Origin of the sequence: Solirubrum puertoriconensis, from assembly GCF_001483135.1 — a bacterium.
GTDB lineage: Bacteria > Bacteroidota > Bacteroidia > Cytophagales > Hymenobacteraceae > Solirubrum > Solirubrum puertoriconensis.
Map to the genome: position 1 here is coordinate 344,149 of NZ_LNAL01000007.1, position 22,730 is coordinate 366,878.

The window sequence follows — 22,730 nt, forward strand, 5'->3', positions numbered from 1 at the left end:
ACGTTGTGAGTGTTGTGCTCAACACCAAGCATGCTCAAGTAGCGGGCTGGAGCGGCTTTGCTCAATCGTGTTGGCAACGTTCCCGATAACGTTTGCGCAAAAAAATACCCACGCAAGCACCTAGGCTTGCGGAGGCGAGGATTAACATTAGACTACCACTGGTCCTACTCTCAGGCATAATGCCAAGCTCCGGACCTAAGGAACGGGCGTAAGAAAGTGCATGCAGCACCACCCGAATTTTGCTTCAGCTATGAAAAGACTTACCACACTGGCGCTGCTCGGGGCCCTGATGAGCTGCCGCGCAGCCGAGTATCCGGCAGCAACCGCTAAGACAAATGCTGGCAAGCTTACCGACAACGCCGGTGCGGCATCTGCTACCGAAGCACTGCCCAACCTGCCGCAGGTGAAAACGCCTTCGTTCCGGGCCGACACAGCTTCTGTCGTGAAGTTTGGGGCTGTGGCCGATGGCGTTGCCAAAAACACGCAAGCGTTTCAGCAAGCCATTGATGCCGTAAGCAAAGCCGGTGGGGGCGTGGTGCTGGTGCCGCGCGGGCACTGGCTCACGGGCCCCATTGAGATGCGCAGCAACGTGAACTTGCACCTAGCCAAAGGCGCGCTCGTGCAGTTCTCGGCCGACCGGGCCGATTACCACCTCATCAAAACCAGCTGGGAAGGCGTAGCGGCCGTGCGCAACCGGGCGCAGATCTACGGCCAAAACCTCGAAAACATTGCCATTACCGGGCAGGGCGTTTTCGATGGCGCAGGCAACACTTGGCGCCCCGTGAAAAAGGGTAAGCTGACGGACTCGCAGTGGAAGCGCCTGGTAGAGTCGGGCGGCGTGCTGAACGAGAAAAAGGATACCTGGTACCCCTCGGCATCGGCGCTCAAAGGCTCTACCATCAAGGAGGCCTTTTACCTGAAGCCGGGCAAAGAGGTGAAGGACTACGAGGACATCAAAGACTTTCTGCGCCCCGACATGATGGTGCTCGACCGGTGCAAGCGGCTGATGTTGGAGGGCGTAACCTTCCAGAACTCGCCGGCCTGGACGCTGCACCCACTCATGAGCGAAGACATCACCGTGCGCAACGTAACCGTGCTCAATCCCGAGTACGGCCAGAATACCGATGCCATCGACCTAGAATCGTGCCGCAACGGCATTGTGGAGGACTGCACGTTTGACGTGGGCGACGACGCCATCTGCATCAAATCGGGCCGCGACGAGCAGGGCCGCGAGCGGAACATGCCCACCGAAAACTTCATCATCCGCAACACCAAAGTGTACCACGCGCACGGTGGGTTTGTAATTGGCTCGGAGATGTCGGGCGGGGCGCGCAACATCTACGCCTCCAACCTCACCTTCATGGGTACCGACGTAGGGCTGCGCTTTAAAACCACACGCGGCCGCGGCGGTGTGGTCGAGAACATTTTCATCAACAACGTCGACATGCGCGACATTGTGGGCCAGGCCATCATCTTCGACATGTACTACATGGCCAAGGACCCCGTACCGCTAGCTGGCGAATCGGCAGCACCGCCCGTTATCAAGGCCGAGCTGCTAAACGAAGGCACCCCGCAATTCCGCAAAATCTCTATCAAGGACGTAACCTGCAACGGCGCCGAAACGGGCATTTTGGTGCGCGGCTTGCCCGAAATGCCTATCCGAGACATTTCGATTGAAAATGCCACGCTACAAAGCACCAAAGGTTTGGTGTGCATCGAGGCCGAAAATATCCGCCTGAAAAACGTAGCCCTGCTCACGACGCAAACCCTGCCCGTGATGGAAATTCAGAACAGCAAGGACATTGTGCTTGATGGCATCCGGTACAAGCCCGGCGCCGAGCTGCTGATGCGCGTAACCGGCGACCGTGCCAAGGGCGTGAAGCTGGCCAACACCGACACCAAAGCCGCGAAAAAAGACGTGGAGTTTGGCGACAAAGTGTCGAAGAAAGTTCTGTCCATCTCGAAGCTCTAAACCGGATGCCCCTGCTACCGCCTGGCAGGGGCATTTCGTTGCACTCCCTTTCCCGATGAAACTAACCTACCGACTGCTCCTAGGTGCTTTGCTGCTGACTTCGGCCGCCCAGGCCCAACAGGCACCGGCGCCTACCAAGCCCATGTCGCAGCGCATGGCCGATGCATTTATTTCGTGGCACCCCGATTCTATCCTGATCGGCAACCGCAAAACTACCCGATGGGACTACGAGCAGGGCCTGATGCTGAAAGCCTTGGAGCGCGTATGGAACCGCACGGCCGACGCCAAGTACTTCACCTACATTCAGAAAGACCTGGACTTGTTTGTGCAGCCCGATGGCAGCATCCGCACCTACAAGTTGCAGGACTACAACCTCGATAACCTCACCACTGGCCACGCGCTGCTTACCCTAGGTCAGATGTCGGTGCCGAAGCAGGAGAAGTACCTGAAGGCCGCGCAGCTGTTGCACAAGCAGTTGGAGGAGCAGCCCCGCACCAAAGAGGGCGGCTTTTGGCACAAGAAGATCTACACCAACCAGATGTGGCTCGACGGCCTGTACATGGCCGAGCCCTTCTACGCCGAGTACAGCCAGGTTTTCAAGCAACCCAAAGGCTTTGATGATATAGCCAAGCAGTTTGCGCTTATTGAAAAGCACCTGGTTGATGCCAAAACCGGCCTCATGTTCCATGGCTACGACGAAAGCCGGGAGCAGAAATGGGCCAACAAGCAAACCGGTCAGTCGCCTAACTTTTGGGGCCGCGGCATGGGCTGGTACGCCATGGCTTTGGTAGATGTGCTCGACTACTTCCCACCCAACCACCCCGAGCGCCAGAACCTAGTAAAGTACCTGCAGCGCCTGGCGCCCGTGCTCGTGAAGTACCAAGACCCCAAAACCGGAGCCTGGTTTCAGGTAGTTGACCAAGGCACACGAAAGGGTAACTACGTGGAGGCCTCGGCCTCGAGCATGTACGTGTACGCGCTGGCCAAAGGCGTGCGCATGGGTTACCTCGATAAAAAGTACTTCGCTACTGCTCAAAAAGGCTACGCCGGCCTGCTGAAGCAGTTTGTGCAAACCGAGGGCAACGGTGCGCTGGCCTTCAACGGCACCGTAAGCGTGGGCGGCCTAGGTGGCAACCCTTACCGCGACGGCAGCTACGAATACTACCTGAGCGAACCCCTGCGCAAGAACGACCTGAAAGGCGTGGGCCCGTTTATTCTGGCCAGCGTGGAGATGGAAGTAGCCGCCGAGCAGGGCGTGGGCAAAGGCAAAACCGTGGGTTTGGATACCTATTTCAACCGCGAGTTTCGGAAGAGCAACATTACCGGCGAGCAGGAGCCTTTCCATTACACTTGGGAAGACCGCATGCACTCTGGTTTTTGGTGGTGGGGCAATCAATACCGCGAGTTAGGGGCCCGTACCGTTTCGATAGGTGCGCCTACCAAAGCCTCGCTGAAGGACCTCGACGTGCTCATCATCGTTGACCCCGATACCCGCAAGGAAACTCCGCAGCCCAACTTTGTGCAGCCTGCGCACATCGAGGCGCTGCAGCAGTGGGTGAAGGGCGGTGGCGTGCTGGTGATGATGGCCAACGACACCTCGAACTGCGAAACCAAGCACTTCAACGAGCTGGCCAAGGTCTTCGGCATGCAGTTCCTCCCCCTGAACCTGAACATGGTGAAAAACGACCAGTTTGAGCAAGGGAAAGTGAAAGTACCGGCTGGCACGGGCGTATTCAAGCAGCCCCTCAGCCTGTATATCAAAGAGCTGGCGCCGCTAAGCGTAACGGGCCCAGCCAAGCCGTTGATTGCCCGCGAAGGCAACGTGATTATGGCCACCGCCAAAGTGGGCAAAGGAACGGTATTCGCCATCGGCGACCCGTGGCTGTACAACGAGTACGTGGATGGCCGCAAGATTCCGGCAACGTTTCAGAACGCCCAAGCTGCGAAAGACTTGGCTACCTGGCTACTGAGCCAAACGGGCGGCAGCACTGCTAAGCCTGCCGCCGGGCAATAATCTATGCCGCTGACACAGGTGAACAACTACATTCTGCAAATCCTACTAATGGCTGCCTGGCTTGTGCCGGGCAGCCTTTTTGCTCAGCAGCCAACTCCTGGGGTATCCAACGTATGGGTGCCCGACCTAGGCAACGGCACCTACAAAAACCCGGTACTCTACGCCGACTACTCCGACCCCGATGTGGTGCGCGTGGGTGCCGATTATTACCTCACTTCGTCGAGCTTTAATGCGGTGCCAGGCTTGCAGATTTTGCACTCGCGCGACTTGGTAAACTGGTCCATTATCGGCTCGGTTTTTCGGCAGCAACCGCCGCTGGCTCGCTACCGCGAAGTGCAGCATGGCAACGGGGTGTGGGCACCGGCTATTCGCTACCACAACAAGGAGTTCTACATCTACTATCCCGACCCCGACCTAGGCATTTTCGTGACAAAGGCCAAAAGCCCGGCCGGGCCGTGGTCGGAGCCGGTGTGCGTAAAAGAGGCCAAAGGCTGGATTGACCCTTGCCCGTTGTGGGACAAAGACGGAAAAGCCTATTTGGTGCACGGGTTTGCTGGCTCGCGGGCGGGCATTAAATCGGTGTTGGCCATTAGCCCCATGAGCCCCGATGGTACCCGCTTGGTTGGCGACGACGTGCTGGTGTTTGATGGGCACAATGGTCACCCAACCGTAGAGGGGCCCAAGTTTTACCAGCGCAACGGCTACTACTACATTTTCGCGCCGGCGGGCGGAGTGGCTACCGGCTGGCAACTGGTGCTGCGCTCCAAAAACGTGTTTGGGCCCTACGAGGAGCGTATCGTGATGGACCAGGGCAAAACGACCATCAACGGACCGCACCAAGGGGCTTGGGTTGATACCAACACGGGCGAAGACTGGTTTCTGCATTTTCAGGACCAAGGCCCTTACGGGCGAGTTGTGCACCTGCAGCCCATGGCGTGGAAGAACGACTGGCCCGTGATTGGCGACGACCCCGACGGCGACGGCAAAGGTCAGCCGGTGCTTACCTACCGCAAACCACGCACGAAAGGTCCAGCTAAACCCCTTGCCACACCGGCTACTTCCGACGAATTCAATGCCAATCACCTAGGGCTGCAGTGGCAGTGGCATGCCAACCCGCAGGATTACTGGGCGTACCCCAACGGAGCGCAGGGCTTCTTGCGCATGTACTCGGTGCAACTGCCCGAAGGCTTCCGCAACTATTGGCAAGTGCCCAATCTGCTGCTGCAAAAGCTGCCGGCCGAAACCTTCACGACTACTACCAAACTCACCTTTAGCCCGCGGGTAGAAGGGGAGAAGGTAGGCCTAATGATGATGGGGTTGGATTACGCTTATCTATCAATCACCAACCTAGGCGGCCAGTTACAACTCAGCCAAAGCGTGAGCACCAACGCCGAGAAGTTAACTGCTGAAACCACCAGCGCGCCGGTACAAATACCAGCCGCGCAAGCCAAGCAGCCCATTTACCTGCGTGTGGCGGTGCGGGCCGGTGCCAAATGCCAGTTCAGTTATAGTTTCGACGGGCAAACCTTTCAGCCCCTAGGTCAGGAATTTCTGGCGCGCGAAGGCAAGTGGATCGGAGCGAAGGTGGGCTTGTTTTGTAGCCGCCCGACCAGGTTCAACGACTCCGGCAACGCCGACATCGATTGGTTCAGGATAGAGTAGAAGCAACAAGGCCAGCACACAGTGCTGGCCTTGTTGCTTGTAAAGGGTGGAGGTTCGTTGCCTTAGCTGGCTGTGCTGCTTGCAACGCGAGTCGATTCGCGCACCTCCAAATGCGATGGAATGACTACCGTGTTGGGCGGCATAGCTCGGTGCTTGCGCTCGATAAGCTCGATGAGGCGTTCGGCTGCTGCTTGGCCAATTTCCTGGGCCGGCTGCACCACCGTGCTCAGCGAGGGCGAAAGCAAATCGGCAACGTTCAGGTTGGTGAAGCCGATGATCGACATTTCGTCGGGGATGGAGATATGCCGCTGACGTAGGGCAGCCAAAGCACCTAGGGCCAGCCGGTCGCTGGCGGTAAAAATGGCATCGGGGCGGGGCGATTGGGCCAGCAGCTCATCCACCATACCTAGGGCTTCATCAGGGCCGAAAGTGCCGTAGCGTACCAGGTTCTCATCGAAGGGAATGCCGTATTGCTCAAGGGCTGCGCGGTAGCCCGCCAAACGTTCCTGCGTAATCGACATCCAGCGCGGAATGGTAAGGTGCGCAATGCGCCGGCGGCCCGATTTGATGAGGTGCTCGGTGGCGGCAAAAGCTCCCGCGTAGTTGTCGGCTACTACTTTGGTAGTATTCAGCTCCTCCGAAACCCGGTCGAACTGCACCAAGGGCAAATTGCGCTGCAGCAAATCTTGCAGGTGGTTCACGTCGGAGGTTTCGCTCGAAAGCGAAATCAGCAGGCCATCTACCTTGCGCGCCATGGCTTGCTGCACGTTGGCTACCTCGCGCTCGTACGATTCGTGCGTTTGGAAAATAATGACGTGGTAGCCCCGGTTGTAGGCAATGGCCTCAATGCCGTTGATGGCTTGCGAGAAGAAGTAGTTGGCAATTTGAGGCACGATAACCCCGATGGCCCGCGAGCTGCTGCCCTTCAAACTCAGGGCAATCGGGTTGGGCCGGTAGTTTAGCTTCTCGGCGTACTCCATCACAAGCCGCTTGGTCTCGGGGTTGATTTCGTAACTGCCCCGCAAGGCCCGCGAAACCGTGGACGTGGAGAGGTTGAGTGCCCGGGCTATGTCTTTGATGGTGACGTTTTCCAAGAATAAAGCTGGTTAAAGTGCAATTGAAACCGCTGGCTAGTTAACGGTTTTTTTTGAGTTTGGCAGAGGGCAAGGGTGCGGATGAAGAAATGCAAAATCGGTGAAAGCAAGCATCAGAGCGAAATGGCAACGTTCCCGATAACGATTGCATAAATAAACTCAGAGTATTGCTTCCGTTTGCGCTGTAGGCTATAAAAATTAACAATCACAGTGGTGCTAGTCAGGGTCTTCAGCCAAGCTATTCATCCTGAAAAGTTAACAACACAACTCCAACGAATGAACCTGTCCACTGCCTTTCGCCTCGATGGCAAACTCGCACTCGTAACCGGCTGCAACCGCGGCATTGGGCAGGCCATGGCACTGGGGTTGGCCGAAGCAGGCGCCGACATCATTGGCGTATCGGCCTCGTTGGCCTTGCAGGGCAGCGAAACCGAGCAGCAGGTGCGGGCTCTGGGCCGTAACTTCTATCCGTACCAGGCCGATTTCAGCCAGCGTAGCCAGGTTGATGCGTTTTTGGAGCAAGTGCAGCAGGATTTTCCCCGCATCGACATCCTCATCAACAACGCTGGCACCATTCGGCGCCAACCCGCCGCCGAGCACTCCGATGAGTTCTGGGACGAAGTGCTGCGCATTAACCTCGACGCCCCGTTCCGGCTGGCCCGCGCCCTAGGTGCCCGCATGCTGCAGCAAGGCAGCGGCAAAATCATCTTCACGGCTTCGCTGCTCACGTTTCAGGGCGGCATCAACGTGCCCGGCTACGCGGCCAGCAAAGGCGCCATCGGCTCGGTTGTGAAAGCATTGGCCAACGAATGGGCCGGCCGCGGCGTCAACGTCAATGCCATTGCCCCGGGCTACATCGCTACCGACAACACCGAAGCCCTGCGCAACGACCCCGGCCGTTCGCAGAGCATTTTAGGTCGCATACCGGCTGGCCGCTGGGGCACCCCCGACGACTTCAAAGGCCCCACGGTTTTCCTGGCTTCGCCGGCCGCCGACTACGTGCACGGCACCATCTTAACCGTCGACGGCGGCTGGATGGGACGCTAACCGCCACGCAGCCGCCAACTATTCCTCACCTAGGGCTTCGGCTCGCTTGCTGCCTTCGGGCACTTCACCCCAACCACATGCTCCAACGCTACGCCTGCAGCCCCCGCGAAACCGCCGCCATGAACACGGCCCAGTTGCGCGAAAACTACCTCATCGAGCAGCTTTTTGTGCCCGGCGAGATAGAGCTGGTGTATACCCATTACGACCGCATGATTGTAGGCGGCGCAACCCCCGGCGCGGCCGCGCTGAGCTTGCCCTGCCCCGATGAACTCAAGGCCGAGTACTTTTTGGAGCGGCGCGAGCTGGGCATCTTGAACGTGGGCGAAGCCGGCGAGGTAACCGTTGATGGCACCACCTACGCCCTAGGTAACCAAGACTGCCTATATGTAGGCAAGGGCAGCCGCGAGGTATCGTTTGCCGGCGAAGGCGCCCGGTACTACCTGCTATCGGCCCCGGCCCACGCCGAGTACCCCACCACGCTACGCACCCAAGCCGAGGCTACGCCGGTTGAGATGGGCGCACTCGAAACCGCCAATCAGCGCACCATTTACAAGTACATCTACTCCGAAGGCATCCAGAGCTGCCAGCTGGTAATGGGGCTCACGCAGCTCAAGCCCGGCAGCGTGTGGAACACCATGCCCAGCCACACCCACACCCGCCGCATGGAGGCCTACCTGTACTTCAACCTGCCGGCCGGCCAGCGGGTGCTTCACCTTATGGGCGAACCGCACGAAACGCGGCCCCTGTGGGTATCGAACGAACAAGCTATTCTCTCGCCGCCGTGGTCTATCCACACCGGCTGCGGTACGGCTGCCTACGCCTTCATCTGGGGCATGGCCGGCGAAAACCGCGAGTACACTGACATGGACGCGGTTGCTCTCGACCAACTCCGCTAGGCAAGCTCTTCCCGCAACAGCCAAAGATTCCCACACCCGTTCTTCCCATGAAAAAACAACTACTGATGGCCGCGCCGCTACTCGCCGTAGCGATTTCGGCCACGGCGCAGTCCCGACGCATTGAGGGTATCGTGCGCTCGGAAAAAGGTGAGGCGCTTCCTGGCGTTACCGTAGTAGTAAAAGGCACCACCACCGGTGCCAGCACCGACCCCGATGGCAAGTTTAGCCTGAGCGTAGACGGGGAGAATGCCACCTTGCGCCTGAGCTACATTGGCTTTGTGCCGCAGGATGTGGTAGTGGGCAATAAAGCAGCCTTGAACATCACACTCAAGGAAGATGCAAAGCTGCTCAACGACGTAGTGGTTATCGGCTACCAGGAGGTGCAGCGCCGCGACGTAACCGGTTCGGTGTCGTCGGTAAGTGCCCAGCAGATTAAGGACATCCCGGTTAACTCTGCCGCCGAGGCCCTAACTGGGCGCCTGGCTGGTGTGCAGCTGACCTCGTCGGAGGGCACGCCCGGCAACCAGAACGTGCAAGTGCGCGTGCGCGGTGGCGGCTCGATTACCCAAGACAACTCGCCTCTGTATGTAGTCGACGGCATTCAAATCGAGAATGCGCTATCGGTTATTGCGCCGCAGGATATTGCCTCGGTTGACGTGCTGAAGGACGCCTCGGCCACGGCCATTTACGGTGCCCGCGGTGCCAACGGCGTAATCATCATCACCACCAAAAAAGGCCTCGAAGGCAAAACGGTGGTGAGCTATAACGGGTTTGTGGGCGTCCGCAAAATCTCGAAAACGCTCGACGTACTCAGCCCCGACGATTACCTCAACTACCAGTTCGAGCGTGCCAGCCTGATTGGTACTGCCTCGGGCGGCCTGAACACGTTCAAAGAACTGTTTGGCAGCCGCAACTTCAACAGCGACACCCTGCAGCGGGCCCGCCGCGCCCCGTTTGTTGACTGGCAGGACCAAGCCTTTGGCCGCAATGCCATGCAGCAAACCCACAACCTCTCGGTATCGGGTGGGGGCAAGGGTACCACCTACAACCTGAGCCTGACGCGCAATAACGAAGAGGGCATTCAGCGCGGCTCCGATTACGTGCGGAACCTCGTGAACTTCCGCTTCGACACGAAAGCCACCGAGAAGCTAAGCCTAGGTCTGAACGTCCGCTTCAACGACCAGGAGGCCAACGGAGCAGGTACTTCGTCGTCGGGCTCCAACACCACCTCGCGCCTGCGCAACGCTGTGCAGTATATGCCGCTGATGGTGCCGCGCGCTGATGGCACGGTAGCCGATGTATCGACGTTCGACCCGGATTTCTTCGATCAATCCTCGCTGGTAAACCCCATTGTTACCATCGATAATGAGCAGCGCGAAGACAAGCGCCGCACCTTTAACATCGGCGGCAACGCTGCGCTGGTGCTGATGAAGGGCCTGACCTTCCGTACCACCGCCGGCCTCGACATTACCAACTTCGGGGTAAGCACCTTCAACGGGCGCTACTCGCCCACGCTTCGCTCGCCTGCCGGTGGCTACGCCAACTTGCCGTTTGCTACCATTACCACGGCTACCCAGCAAACGATCAACAACTCGAACGTGCTGGACTACAGCCGCAAGACGGACAAGCACTCGTTGGGCTTGTTGCTGGGCCACGAGGTGTACCTGCAAAACAACCGGCAGCAGTACATCCAAACCAACTTCCTGCCGCTCGACATCACGGCTGACCGGGCCTGGGCCAACATCAACCAAGGCGTACTGCCTCCGGGCCAATCGGCGCAGCCGGTATTGCCGCAAACCAGCATTCCGCAAAACTTCCGCTTGCTGTCGGGTTTCGGTCGCGTTACCTACTCCTACGACGATAAGTACTTGTTTACGGGTACCTTCCGGGCCGATGGTTCGTCGAAGTTCCACCCCGATGATCGTCGCCGGTGGGGTTTCTTCCCCGGTGCTTCGGTGGCGTGGCGCATTTCGCGCGAGGGGTTCTTCCAGGATGTATCGGCAGTTAACGACCTTAAGCTGCGCCTGAGCTACGGCGAAGCTGGCAACAACCGCATTCCGGACAACCTGTACTACGGCTTGTTCCAGGCCGGGGTAGCGCCATACTCGCTCAATAACACCATCGTGTTGGGTTCGGCGGCCACGCGTTTGGCCAACCCTTTCCTGCGCTGGGAGTCGACCACCACGCGCAACGTGGGTCTCGATCTGGCCCTGTTCCAGAACCGGGTGCAGTTCACGGCCGATGCCTACTACAACACCACCTCCGACCTGCTGCTCGATAAGCCGGTGCCGGCCTTCACGGGCTACACCTCGCAGCAGCAAAACGTAGGCAAAACTTCGAACCGCGGTATCGAGCTGCAGCTGACGGGTACCGTGGTGCAGACGCCCGACTTCACCTGGACGGCCACGGCCAACGCCTCGATTAACCGTGGCAAAATCGAAAGCCTAGGTGGCGACCAGCAGGAGATTCCAGCCATTACCTCGGGTTGGGCAGGCTCTACGGCTTCGCTGATTCCGGACTTTGTAGCTCGCGTGGGCCAGCCGGTAGGGCAGATGTATGGCTACGTAACCGATGGCTACCTCACTGCCGACGACTTCGAGAGCTACACGCCCTCCACAACGCCTGGTGCCTTAGGTAGCTGGGTGCCCAAGCCGGGCTTGGTAAACAACCTAGGCCTGATCGGCGAATCGGCTTTCCGCCCGGGCCTCATCAAGTTCAAGGACCTTAATAACGACGGTCGTATCGACGATGCCGACAAAACGGTTATCGGCAACGCCAACCCCAAACTGGTGGGTGGTCTGAACCAGCAGTTCGCTTACAGAGGCTTTGACGCCAGCGTATTCCTGAACTTCGTGCTGGGCAACGACGTGTACAACGCCAACAAGCTCGAGTTTACCTCGAACACGGCTAACACGGCTTACAGCAACGTGCTTGGCATTATGGAAGATCGGTACCGCACCATCGAAGCCGATGGTACGCCCATTACTTCCCTCGACCGTCTGCGCGAGGTAAACCAAAACGCCAATATCTGGACGCCCACCCGCAACTTCGTCTTTCACTCGTGGGCGGTAGAGAGCGGCTCGTTCCTGCGCGTGAACAACGTAACCCTAGGTTACACGCTGCCCAAGACGCTGACCAGCCGTGCCAAGCTGAGCAGCCTGCGCTTCTACGTGACGGCCAACAACCTGTACACCTTCACGAAATACTCCGGCTACGACCCCGAGGTGAACACCCGTCGCAGCTCGCCGCTGACGCCCGGCGTCGACTACGCCGCTTACCCGCGCAGCCGTGCCTTCCTGCTTGGCGTGAACCTCTCCCTCTAATTCCCACCCGAACTTTCCCGTCCTGCATATGAAATCGTTCAGCTTCTTTCGCGTTGCGCTAACTGCCGCAACCGTAGTAGGCTCAGCCGGTGCACTTACGTCGTGCAAAGACTTTCTCGACGTTGAGCCTATTGCCCTGAACACGACGGAGTACACCTTCAGCACCGTCGACGGAGCCACGGCCGCCGTAATTGGCGCCTACGACCCGCTTTCGGGCGACAACGGCTACGGTACGCGGGTGAGCATGTACTACCCCTACGACTCCGACGAGATGATCGGCTCGGCAGGGGCTCCCGATGGCGGCCGCCGCAGCATCGCACGCTACTCGTCGTTGGCTACGAATTCGGAAATCAACAACCCCTGGAACCAACTGTACCAAGGAGTTGAGCGCGCCAACATCTGCATTCAGCAGATTCCGCAAGCAACGATTTATACCAGCGGCACCCCGGCCGAGCAGGCTGCCATGCGTCGCCTGCACGGTGAGGCCCTCACGCTGCGTGCACAATACCTGTTTGAGCTGGTGCGCAACTGGGGCGACATTCCGGTGCAGTTTACTCCCTCCGTTGCGGGGCAGGATTTCAACCTGCCAAACTCCGACCGCAACGCCACGCTCAAGCGCCTCATCGATGACCTGAACACTGCTGTTGAGCTGGTGCCGTGGCGCTCAGAAGCAGGTGCTGCCAATGAGCGCATCACCAAGGGTGCCGTGAAGGCGCTGCGGGCCCGCATCGCCTTGTTCCGCGGTGGCTACCATCCTAGCTCAAGCACCGGTACGTTCGAGCGTGCATCCGACTACCAGGAGTACTACCGCATTGCTCGTCAGGAGTGTGCCGATTTGATGGCCCGCCGCTCCGAACACGACCTCAATTCGAGCTTCCTGGAGGTATTCAAGAGCATGAACGAGAAGCGCCCCGAGGCCAAAAACGAAATCATCTTCCAAGTGGGGATGTCGACGGCAACGGGTAACTCCGGCAGCAAGCTGGGCTATTACAACGGCCCGCGTCTGCGCAACACCAACGGTACTTACGGCTCTACACAGGGCGCCGTAACCATTGCGCCGCCATATTTCTACGCCTTTGACTCGACCGATACGCGCCGCGACGTGACCATTACCACGTACGAAATTGGGGCGAACAGCAACTTCCAGTCGGGTGTTGCCCTGAACAACATCACCGATGGCAAGTGGCGCCGCGACTGGCACATTCCGCCGGTAACCGGCTCGGTTAACTACCTGGATTACAACTGGCCCATCATTCGCTTCGCCGATGTGCTGCTGATGTTTGCCGAAGCCGAGAACGAGCTGAACGGCCCAACGCAAGCGGCTCAGGATGCCCTGCTCGAAGTACGCGCCCGTGCCTTTCGGGGCAACCGCGCCACCGCGCTGACGACGCTTAACCAAGCGGGCTACAACCTAACCAGCAAGACGAGCTTCTTCAACGCACTTACCCAAGAGCGCTACCTGGAGTTTGGTGGCGAAGGCATCCGTAAGTATGACTTGCTGCGCTGGAACCTGTTTGCTACCAAAATCGAAGAGGTAAAGGTCAACATCGAAAAGATGGCCAAAGGCGAGGCTCCTTACCAGAACGTGCCGCTTTATCAGTACTACCGCACGCCCTCGGCCAGCCCCGTGCAGTGGACGCGTTCGTTCTACCGCCCTTCGCCCAGCAACAATGCTGCTCCCTCCGGTACTACCCGCGTAAACTGGCGCCAAGCCATTACTGCCGAATACGTGGCCAACACGCGCCCCGCCGGTACCACTTACCGCCTTGGTACCACCAACGCCACCAGCACCGCTACTGGCCTAGCTGCCGAGTACGTGCCCAACCGTGGCAAGGAGCTGCTGCCCATTCCACAGGCTACGCTTTCGGCCGATCCGGCTCTCAAGCAAAACTTCGGCTACTAGGTATTTAGGCCCCGGCTATTCGTGGCTGGGGCCTTACCCAGGCTACCATAAACATTACCCAACTGCCTAACACAGGCACTCCGAAATGAGCGGCTCGATGACATTTATGCTGCGACTACTGATCCTGGTTTTGGGATTGGCAGGGGGCATTATCTGCCGGGCAGTTGCCCGGCAGATAACGGTAGCCGCCGATGGTTCGGGCATGTTCCGAACTGTGCAGGAGGCTATCAACAGCCTGCCTGCGCATGCCTCCAAGCAGCGTGTAATCTTCATCAAAAATGGCACCTACCGCGAGCAGGTGTTTATCGATGGCAAGGACCACATTACGCTGAAAGGCGAAAGCGAAAAAGGCAGCATCATCAGCTTTGCCCTGGCCCGCGATGCTTACCGCTGCGGTGGCAACGCCGACGACTGGGGCGTGGCTACGCTGAACATGCGCAACTCTCCCGACGTCACGCTCGAAAACCTGACCATCGTAAACAGCTACGGGTTTGATGCCGCCGGCGACGTAACTATTGATTGCCCCGTGGAGCCCTCGGGCAAAAAGGTGGTAAGCAAAACCGGACATCAAATGGCGCTGCGAACCTTTGCGGGCACCACGCGCCTGATTGTGCGGCATTGCACTTTCCGGGCCCTAGGTGGCGATACGGTTAGCCCCTGGGACACCGAAGGGGGCATGTATTATTTCAAGGACTGCACCCTGGAAGGTGGCGTCGATTTTTACTGCCCGCGTGGGTGGGCCTACGCCGAAAACGTGCGCTTTATCTGCCACAACATGTCGGCCGCTATTTGGCACGACGGCTCGGGCAACCGGGACTCCAAAACAGTATTGAAGAACTGCACCTTCGAAGGCGACAACGGTTTTAAACTGGGGCGCTACCACCGCGAATCGCAGTTCTATTTAATCGGCTGCAGGTTCCCGCAGAACATGGCCGATGCCGACATCTACCACGCTACTTCGGGGCCGGGCACGCCCTCGTGGGGCCGGCGCGTGTATTACAGCGACTGCCACCGCGAAGGCGGCGACTTTGCCTGGATGAAGGACAACCTGGCCACTGCCCTAGGTGCTCCTACGGCCAAGCAGATTACGGCAGCCTGGGCATTTGATAACCGCTGGAACCCGGAGGGCAAAAAGAAAGACGTAGCAAAAGCCGCTGCCCCCGCCGCTACCGATACCACTGCCGAGCGCATGCTGATTTATCAGCGCACGATTGGGGGCTGGCCCAAGGCAATCAGCGAGGTAAAAGTTGATTACAAGAAGGCCCTGACGGAGGCCGAAAAAGCCGCTGTTGCAGCCGGTGCTGCACGCAACGATGCCACCATCGATAACAACGCCACCACCCGCGAAATCCGCTACTTAGTTGAGGCCTTTAAACGCACCAACAACGCGGTGTACCGCAAAGCAGCCGAGCGCGGTATTCGCTTTTTGCTGCAGATGCAGCACAAGAGCGGCGGCTTTCCGCAGTACTACCCCGATAGCAGTTCGTACCGCGGCCAGATTACCTACAACGACGACGCCATGGTGCGCGCCCTGTGGGTACTGAAAGACGTAGCCGATCAGAAGGGCGACTTTGCTTTGGTTGATCCTACGTTGGTTGGGCCAGCTAAGCAGGCGGTGCAGCGCGGCATCAGCTGCATCCTACGCACGCAGTACGTGCAAAACGGCAAGCTCACGGCGTGGTGCGCCCAGCACGACCGTCGCACCTTGCTGCCCACCAAAGCCCGCGCATTCGAGCTACCCTCGCTGAGTGGGATGGAAACGGTGGGCATACTGGAATTCTTGATGGCAGTGGACCAACCCACGTCCGAAATCAAGCTAGCCATTAAAGCTGGTGTGGCTTGGCTGAACGAAGTGAAGATGCCGGGCCTCACGGTGAAGCTGATTGAAGACCCCAAGCAGCCCAGCGGCCGCGACCGGGTTATCGTGCCCGAGGCAGGTGCTAACGTGTGGGCCCGCTTCTACGACCTAGAAACCAACAAACCATTCTACGTGGGCCGCGCAGGGGAGAAGAAGCCTAACCTGGCCGACATCGAAAACGAGCGCCGCGCCGGCTACGCTTATGCCGGCACCTGGCCCGAAAAACTTCTGACAAAAGCTTATCCCAAGTGGCAGCACAAGTGGGAGAACGGAAAGAGCGGATTATAAGCACATCATCATGACCTACTTGTCGCGCAACATTGTGTTAGCTGAAGCCGCCACCGCGGCCGTTGCGTTGCCCAACGCAGCGCAGTTCGAGCTACCCGAAAAGGTTTTGCAGTTTGGTACCGGCGTGCTGCTGCGCGGCTTGCCCGATTACTTCATTAACAAAGCCAACCAGCAAGGCATTTTCAATGGCCGCATCGTGGTAGTGAAATCTACCGACGGTGGCGACATCAATGCCTTTTCCCGCCAGGATGGCCTCTACACCCTGTGCATCCGTGGTATCGAGGATAGCGAGCAGGTAGAGGAGAATGTGGTATGCTCGGCCATCAGCCGCGTGCTGTCGGCCAAAAGCCAGTGGGCCGAGGTGCTGAAATTTGCTGCCAGCCCCGATCTGCAGGTAGTGATTTCGAACACTACCGAAGTCGGTATTCAGCTGCTACAGGAAGATATTCACCAAACCCCGCCGCAGTCGTTTCCGGGTAAGCTACTGGCCGTACTTTATGCCCGTTACCAAGCGTTTGGCGGCGACAAGAGCAAAGGCTTGGTGATTGTGCCCACCGAGCTGATTCCGGACAACGGCAGTAAGCTCGAAGCCATTTTGCTTGAGCTGGCACACCGCAACGGGCTGGAAACGGAGTTTCTGGATTGGCTTGAAACCGCCAATCACTGCTGCAACTCACTCGTCGACCGCATCGTGCCCGGTCGCCCCGATGTAGGTTCGTACAACGCCTTGAGCGAGCAGCTCGGCTACGACGACGACCTGCTGACGATGTCGGAAGTGTACCGGCTGTGGGCTATTGAGGGCGACGAGCACGTGCGCTCGGTACTCTCGTTTGGGCAAGTTGATAAAGGCGTCATTATTCAGCCCGACATCAACGAGTTTCGGGAAATGAAGCTGCGCCTGCTCAATGGTACGCACACCCTGAGCTGCGGCCTAGCGCACCTGAGCGGTTTTGAAACAGTGCGTGGCGCAATGGACGACGAGGTGTTTGGCTCCTTCATTGGGCACCTGATGCTGGGCAATCTGCTGCCTGGTATTCCGTACCCCGTAAGCGAAGCCAAAGCCCGCGACTTTGGCCGGCAGGTGCTGGATCGATTTCGCAACCCCTTTATTGAGCACCGGTGGCTGGCCATAACGCTAAATTACACGGCCAAAATGCAGATGCGCAACGTGCCCACGCTGCTGCATTACTACCAGCAGCGCCGCGGCGTGCCGCAGAGCATTGCCCTAGGTTTTGCCGCTTACCTGCTGTTCATGCGCGGTACGCACGAGCAGAATGGAACGTGGTACGGCGAACTAGGAGGGGAGCAGTACCCCATTCAGGATGAGAAGGCGGGCTACTTCGCCGAGCTCTGGCAAAAGCTAAGCCCGGCAGTCCTCGTCACCACGGTGCTGCAAAACCAGGCACTATGGGGCCACGACCTAGGCCAGCTGCCCGGGTTTGCCAACCAAGTAACCGAGTACCTGCAGCAGATGCTCGACCACGGCGCATACGCTGCGGTAACTACGCTGCTCAACAACCAGGTGCTAGTAGAGAAATGAGACACCAAGTAGCCAAAATACACCCTGCCGACAACGTGCTGGTTGCCCTGCAGGACCTTCCGGCTGGAACTCCCATTCAGTGGGACGGAGCCACCATCACTACCGCCGCGGCTATTCCGGCCAAGCACAAACTGGCGCTGCAGGCTTTCGAGCCCGGCGACTCCGTAACGATGTACGGCGTGTTGGTGGGCAAGGTACGTCAGAGCATCCCCCTAGGTGGTTTGCTCACTACGGCCAACATTCAGCACGCCACCAACAACTTCGACCAAAACGGCTCGCACCGGGCCGAGTGGCCGAAGCCCGACGTATCGCAGTGGCAGGAGCGCACCTTTATGGGTTACCACCGCGCCGACGGGCGCGTGGGTACATCCAATTACTGGTTGGTTATTCCGCTGGTATTCTGCGAGAACCGCAACATACAGGTGCTGGAAGAAGCCTTGGTAAACGACTTAGGCTACGCTCGCAAGAAGTCCTACCAGCCGCAAACGCAGGAGCTGATTGCCCTGATGCAAGCGGGCAAGTCGGTAGAAGAAATCCTGCAGGCCGACCTGCAATCGGCCATTGAAGCGCACCAAAAACCCAAGCTTTTCCCGAACGTGGATGGCGTACGTTTCCTGAGCCACGAAGGTGGCTGCGGCGGTATCCGGCAGGATGCCCAAACGCTGTGCGGCTTGCTGGCTGGCTACATCACGCACCCGAACGTAGCCGGAGCAACGGTGCTCAGCTTAGGATGCCAGAACGCGCAGGTGAGCATGCTGCAAGAGGAAATCCAGAAGCGCAGCCCCAACTTCGACAAGCCGCTCTTCATCCTGGAGCAGCAGAAAATGGGCACCGAGGAAAACCTCGTAAGCACCGCGCTGCGCCAAACTTTTGTGGGCCTGATGCAAGCCAACACAGCGCAGCGCCAGCCGGCTCCGCTCAGCAAGCTCGTAATTGGCTTAGAGTGCGGCGGCTCCGATGGTTTCTCGGGTATTTCTGCCAACCCGGCTGTAGGCCACGTGTCCGACCTAGTGGTTGGCCTAGGCGGCACAGTTATCCTGTCGGAATTTCCGGAGCTGTGCGGCGTGGAGCAAGAGCTGTGCGACCGGAGCGTGGATGCAGCCACGGCCCAGCGTTTTACCGAACTGATGAAAGCTTATGGCGACAGCGCCAAGGCGGTCGGTTCAGGCTTCGATATGAATCCTTCGCCAGGCAACATCCGCGACGGCCTCATTACCGATGCCATGAAATCGGCTGGGGCGGCGCGCAAGGGCGGCTCGTCGCCGGTAGTGGCAGTGCTCGACTACCCCGAGCTGGTGACCAAGCCGGGCCTGAACCTGTTGTGCACCCCCGGCAACGACGTGGAATCGACCACGGCCGAGGTGGGCTCGGGTGCTTCGGTGGTGCTGTTTACCACTGGCTTAGGCACGCCCACCGGCAACCCCATTGCGCCCGTGGTCAAGATCAGCAGCAACACGGCGTTGGCCAAGCGCATGCCCGATATCATCGACGTGAACACGGGTACGGTAATCGACGGCGAAGAGACTATCGAGCAGGCCGGCGAGCGAATTCTGGACTATGTGATTCGCGTAGCCAGCGGCGAAGAAGTAGCCGCTGTACGCCACGGTCAAACCGATTTTATTCCCTGGAAACGGGGCGTTTCGCTGTAAACCGATTCATCAGCTGTCATCCTGGGTAGTAGCCGGAGGGCTTTATCACGCGTGAACGACTAACTCCGGATAGTTTACTATTCGAATGTGATAAGGTCCTTCGGCTATGCCTCAGATGACAATTAGCTTCTAGCTCACTCGCTATGAAACCCTTCCTGAACGAAGATTTCCTGCTTCAGACCGATACCGCTCGCACGCTCTACCACGAGTATGCGAAGCAGATGCCCATTATCGATTACCACAACCACCTGCTGCCCGACCAAATTGCCGAAGACAAGCAGTTTGAGAACCTGACGCAGATTTGGCTGTACGGCGACCATTATAAGTGGCGCGCTATGCGCACCAACGGCGTCGACGAGCGGTACATCACCGGCGATGCATCGGACTGGGAGAAGTTTGAAAAGTGGGCCGAAACGGTGCCTTATACCCTGCGTAACCCGCTGTATCACTGGACGCACCTAGAGCTGCAGCGGTATTTTGGCGTAACCGAACTGCTGAACAAGGAGTCGGCGCGGCGCATTTACGACCACTGCTCCGCGTTGCTGCGCACGCCCGAGTACTCGGTGCGCAATCTGCTGCGCAAGATGAACGTGCAAACGCTGTGCACCACCGACGACCCCTCTGACTCGCTGGAGCACCACCGCGCCATTGCCGAAAGCGGCTATAACATTCAGGTACTGCCCACTTTCCGCGCCGATAAAGCCATGTCGCCGGAAGACCCGGCTGCTTACAACGCCTACCTCAATAAGCTAGGCGCTTCGGCTGCCGTCGACATCGTAAGCTATCAGGATCTGCAGCAAGCCCTGCGCGTGCGCCACGACTACTTCGCGGCCTTAGGTTGCAAGCTTTCCGACCACGGCTTAGAGCAGATTTACGCAGCTGATTACACCGAGGCTGACACCGCACGCATCTTCGCGAAAGTGCGCGGCGGTGCTGCGCTAGAGCAGGCCGAGGTGTTGCAATTCAAATCGGCCATGCTAGTATTCTTGGCTGAGCTAGATTGGGAGAAAGGCTGGACGCAACAGTTTCACCTAGGGGCGCTGCGCAACAACAACTCGCGCATGCTGCGCCAATTGGGCCCCGATACCGGCTGGGACTCCATCGGCGACTTTTCGCAGGCTGCGGCGCTGTCGAAATTCCTCGACCGCCTCGATACGCAGGATAAGCTGGCCAAAACCATCCTCTACAACCTCAACCCCGCCGACAACGAACTGTACGCCACCATGATTGGTAACTTCCAGGATGGCTCTGTGGCTGGCAAAATGCAGTTTGGCTCGGGCTGGTGGTTTCTCGATCAGAAGGACGGTATGGAGCGGCAAATAAACGCCTTGTCAAACATGGGTTTGCTGAGCCGTTTTGTGGGCATGCTCACCGATTCGCGCAGCTTTCTCTCGTACCCGCGCCACGAGTACTTCCGTCGCATTTTGTGCAACCTGCTCGGCAACGATGTAGAAAACGGCGAGCTACCCGCCGACATGGAGCTGCTTGGGCAGATGGTGCAAAACATCTGCTACCACAACGCCGAGCAGTACTTCGGCTTCCAGCAAGTAGCAAAATCAAGCCAAGTAGCCATCGAGGCATAAGCTGCTAAGAGCGCCGGCAACGTTCCCGCAAACGTTGCCGGTGTTTTTTATGGCTATTTCGATTGCCAGGCTTCGTTTACTGCCGATTTTGTCGGAAGACCTTTTCCTAACTCTTCAATGGTAGCGCTGAGCACCACCCGCGCTGCTCTGAATCACGAGCCGCTTTCCACCCCCGCATGAAGCAGATCGTTACGTTTGGCGAAATCATGATGCGGTTGTCGCCGCCGCTGAACTACCGCCTCGAGCAAGCCTCGAACCTAGAAGTGACTTACGGCGGCGGCGATGCCAACGTGGCTGCTTCGGTGGCTTGCCTTGGCTTGCCGGCCGCCCACGTAACCTGCTTTCCGGAGCACCAGCTGGGTAGGGCCGCCGTGCAGCAGTTCCGGCGCCTAGGCGTTGATATGCGCCACACTGTGTTTATCCCAAACACGCGTATGGGCCTGTACTTTCTCGAAGTAGGCTCGGCCTTGCGGGCCAGCACCATCGTGTACGACCGGTTTGATTCGGCATTCGCCAAGCTCGATCCGGCCGCTTTCAACTGGGAGGAAATTCTGAAGAATGCCCAGTGGTTTCACTGGACGGGCATTACGGCAGCCATTTCGGCTTCGGCGGCGCAAGCCTGCCGCGAGGCCATCCGGGTAGCCCGTCGCCTAGGTATTACCGTGTCGGCCGATGTAAACTACCGCCGCAACCTGTGGCAGTATGGCCAACGCGCCCAGGATGTGATGCCTGAGTTGGTTGAAGGCTGCGACGTAGTGGTATGCTCGGAAGGAGATGCCGCCGACTTGTTCGACATCAAAGCCGACGCCGGCACTGCCAACAGCTTTGCCTCGATGGCCGAAAAGCTAATGCAGCGTTTTCCGCAGATAAAGCAAGTAACGGCGACGCAGCGCGAAACCCAGAGCGCTTCTCACGAACGCATTAAAGGCATGCTCACCGATGCACAACTCGGCTACCTCGAAACTGCCTTCTACGACATCGTGCCCGTTGTCGACCGTATTGGCGGCGGCGACGCCTTCATTGCCGGCTTTATCTATGGCGCTCTGAAGCTTGAGAATCCCGAGCAAGCGCTGGCCTTCGCCACTGCAGCATCGGCCCTAAAGCACACCATCCACGGCGATGTAAACCTGGCCACTGCGGCCGAAGTGGAGCACATCGTGGCTGGCAATACTACTGGCCGCCTGCTGCGCTGATTTTTCCACACCTTATATCCCACCCGCCATGCCCTTCACTACCGACAACACTCCTAAAATTGCCTCCGTCGACGTGCTGGCGCGCGTGCTGGAAGCGCCGGTGATTCCTGTGTTTTACCACGCCGATGTGGCGCACGCGCAGCAGATTATCAGCGCCTGCTACGCCGGTGGTATTCGCGTATTCGAGTTCACCAACCGCGGCAGCAACGCCTTCGAGGTGTTTACCAAGCTGCGCAGCTACGTGCGCGACAACTGCCCCGAGATGCTGCTGGGCATTGGCACCATCTACAACGCGCAGGATGCCGAGGCTTTCATTCAGGCCGGTGCCGATTTTGTAGTGCAGCCCGTAACCACCGCCGATGTAGCCGCCATTTGCCGCCACTACGATGTAGCCTGGGTGCCCGGTGTGATGACGCTGAACGAGATTTTCCATGCCACCCGCTTAGGTGCGCAAATGGTAAAAATCTTCCCTGGCAATGTAGTAGGCCCCGATTACGTGAAAGCCGTGCACGGACCCATGCCGAAGGTGAAGATTATGGTAACGGGAGGCGTGGAGCCCACCATCGAAAGCCTCGGCGCTTGGTTTGGGGCTGGCGTAAGCTGCGTGGGCATGGGTTCCCAGCTCTTCAAGAACGCCGATGACCTAGGAGCACTGTCGGGCCGCATTGCCGACCTGATGGATTTCGTAAAAACCTTTACGCGCTAGCC

General features: G+C 58.5%; 14 protein-coding genes. 13 read left to right on the plus strand and 1 reads right to left on the minus strand.

The genetic code is table 11. The annotated features are described in order from the left end of the window. The first annotated feature begins 250 nt into the window (after positions 1 to 250). From ASU33_RS11940 to ASU33_RS11950, 3 genes are read left to right on the plus strand one after another with little or no spacing between them, the layout of a single operon-like run. On the plus strand, positions 251 to 1,972 hold the full coding sequence (locus ASU33_RS11940) for a glycoside hydrolase family 28 protein (protein ID WP_078063083.1): 1,722 nt from the start codon (positions 251 to 253) through the stop codon (positions 1,970 to 1,972). A gap of 55 nt (positions 1,973 to 2,027) precedes the next feature. After that, complete coding sequence (locus tag ASU33_RS11945; RefSeq protein ID WP_059071074.1) at positions 2,028 to 3,986, plus strand: glycoside hydrolase family 88/105 protein; 1,959 nt, start codon at positions 2,028 to 2,030, stop codon at positions 3,984 to 3,986. 3 nt (positions 3,987 to 3,989) lie between these two features. Then, entirely contained in the window at positions 3,990 to 5,648 is a 1,659-nt protein-coding gene (locus ASU33_RS11950) for a glycoside hydrolase family 43 protein (protein ID WP_059071075.1), read from the plus strand. A 62-nt stretch (positions 5,649 to 5,710) separates the two neighbouring features. Here ASU33_RS11950 and ASU33_RS11955 read toward each other — a convergent pair whose 3' ends face one another. Further along, the gene (locus ASU33_RS11955; protein ID WP_059071076.1) at positions 5,711 to 6,742 is read right to left on the minus strand and encodes a LacI family DNA-binding transcriptional regulator; all 1,032 of its coding nucleotides are present in this window, start codon (positions 6,740 to 6,742) and stop codon (positions 5,711 to 5,713) included. Positions 6,743 to 7,018: 276 nt separating this feature from the next. Between ASU33_RS11955 and kduD the strand changes: the two genes are divergently transcribed. The 10 genes from kduD to ASU33_RS12010 all read left to right on the plus strand — a co-directional run bounded on the left by kduD (position 7,019) and on the right by ASU33_RS12010 (position 22,728). Continuing rightward, a complete protein-coding gene (kduD, locus tag ASU33_RS11960) occupies positions 7,019 to 7,789 on the plus strand; it encodes a 2-dehydro-3-deoxy-D-gluconate 5-dehydrogenase KduD (RefSeq protein WP_059071077.1) in 771 nt (256 codons plus the stop codon). A gap of 77 nt (positions 7,790 to 7,866) precedes the next feature. Further along, positions 7,867 to 8,685 carry a 5-dehydro-4-deoxy-D-glucuronate isomerase gene (gene kduI / locus ASU33_RS11965; protein WP_059071078.1) on the plus strand — a complete coding sequence of 273 codons (819 nt, stop codon included), beginning with the start codon at positions 7,867 to 7,869 and terminating at the stop codon, positions 8,683 to 8,685. 47 nt (positions 8,686 to 8,732) lie between these two features. Continuing rightward, positions 8,733 to 12,008 (plus strand): SusC/RagA family TonB-linked outer membrane protein, encoded by a 3,276-nt coding sequence (locus ASU33_RS11970; protein WP_059071079.1) that lies wholly within the window; start codon positions 8,733 to 8,735, stop codon positions 12,006 to 12,008. A 28-nt stretch (positions 12,009 to 12,036) separates the two neighbouring features. Beyond that, on the plus strand, positions 12,037 to 13,911 hold the full coding sequence (locus tag ASU33_RS11975) for a RagB/SusD family nutrient uptake outer membrane protein (RefSeq protein ID WP_059071080.1): 1,875 nt from the start codon (positions 12,037 to 12,039) through the stop codon (positions 13,909 to 13,911). Positions 13,912 to 14,017: 106 nt separating this feature from the next. Continuing rightward, complete coding sequence (pelA, locus tag ASU33_RS21815) at positions 14,018 to 16,057, plus strand: pectate lyase (RefSeq protein ID WP_286130516.1); 2,040 nt, start codon at positions 14,018 to 14,020, stop codon at positions 16,055 to 16,057. Between the two features lie 10 nt (positions 16,058 to 16,067). After that, complete coding sequence (locus tag ASU33_RS11990) at positions 16,068 to 17,597, plus strand: tagaturonate reductase (protein ID WP_059071081.1); 1,530 nt, start codon at positions 16,068 to 16,070, stop codon at positions 17,595 to 17,597. Further along, positions 17,594 to 19,246 (plus strand): UxaA family hydrolase, encoded by a 1,653-nt coding sequence (locus ASU33_RS11995; protein ID WP_059071082.1) that lies wholly within the window; start codon positions 17,594 to 17,596, stop codon positions 19,244 to 19,246. Before ASU33_RS11990 ends, ASU33_RS11995 begins: the two co-directional genes overlap by 4 nt. 143 nt (positions 19,247 to 19,389) lie before the next feature. Then, positions 19,390 to 20,829 carry a glucuronate isomerase gene (gene uxaC, locus ASU33_RS12000; RefSeq protein ID WP_059071083.1) on the plus strand — a complete coding sequence of 480 codons (1,440 nt, stop codon included), beginning with the start codon at positions 19,390 to 19,392 and terminating at the stop codon, positions 20,827 to 20,829. Between the two features lie 176 nt (positions 20,830 to 21,005). Beyond that, a complete protein-coding gene (locus ASU33_RS12005) occupies positions 21,006 to 22,022 on the plus strand; it encodes a sugar kinase (RefSeq protein ID WP_059071084.1) in 1,017 nt (338 codons plus the stop codon). A 28-nt stretch (positions 22,023 to 22,050) separates the two neighbouring features. Continuing rightward, on the plus strand, positions 22,051 to 22,728 hold the full coding sequence (locus tag ASU33_RS12010) for a beta/alpha barrel domain-containing protein (protein WP_059071085.1): 678 nt from the start codon (positions 22,051 to 22,053) through the stop codon (positions 22,726 to 22,728). The last annotated feature ends 2 nt before the right edge of the window (positions 22,729 to 22,730 follow it).

Coding starts and splice junctions, on each gene's coding strand:
- ASU33_RS11940 (WP_078063083.1), top strand. CDS start 251: ATGAAAAGACTTACCACACTGGCGCTGCTCGGGGCCCTGATGAGCTGC.
- ASU33_RS11945 (WP_059071074.1), top strand. CDS start 2,028: ATGAAACTAACCTACCGACTGCTCCTAGGTGCTTTGCTGCTGACTTCG.
- ASU33_RS11950 (WP_059071075.1), top strand. CDS start 3,990: ATGCCGCTGACACAGGTGAACAACTACATTCTGCAAATCCTACTAATG.
- kduD (WP_059071077.1), top strand. CDS start 7,019: ATGAACCTGTCCACTGCCTTTCGCCTCGATGGCAAACTCGCACTCGTA.
- kduI (WP_059071078.1), top strand. CDS start 7,867: ATGCTCCAACGCTACGCCTGCAGCCCCCGCGAAACCGCCGCCATGAAC.
- ASU33_RS11970 (WP_059071079.1), top strand. CDS start 8,733: ATGAAAAAACAACTACTGATGGCCGCGCCGCTACTCGCCGTAGCGATT.
- ASU33_RS11975 (WP_059071080.1), top strand. CDS start 12,037: ATGAAATCGTTCAGCTTCTTTCGCGTTGCGCTAACTGCCGCAACCGTA.
- pelA (WP_286130516.1), top strand. CDS start 14,018: ATGCTGCGACTACTGATCCTGGTTTTGGGATTGGCAGGGGGCATTATC.
- ASU33_RS11990 (WP_059071081.1), top strand. CDS start 16,068: ATGACCTACTTGTCGCGCAACATTGTGTTAGCTGAAGCCGCCACCGCG.
- ASU33_RS11995 (WP_059071082.1), top strand. CDS start 17,594: ATGAGACACCAAGTAGCCAAAATACACCCTGCCGACAACGTGCTGGTT.
- uxaC (WP_059071083.1), top strand. CDS start 19,390: ATGAAACCCTTCCTGAACGAAGATTTCCTGCTTCAGACCGATACCGCT.
- ASU33_RS12005 (WP_059071084.1), top strand. CDS start 21,006: ATGAAGCAGATCGTTACGTTTGGCGAAATCATGATGCGGTTGTCGCCG.
- ASU33_RS12010 (WP_059071085.1), top strand. CDS start 22,051: ATGCCCTTCACTACCGACAACACTCCTAAAATTGCCTCCGTCGACGTG.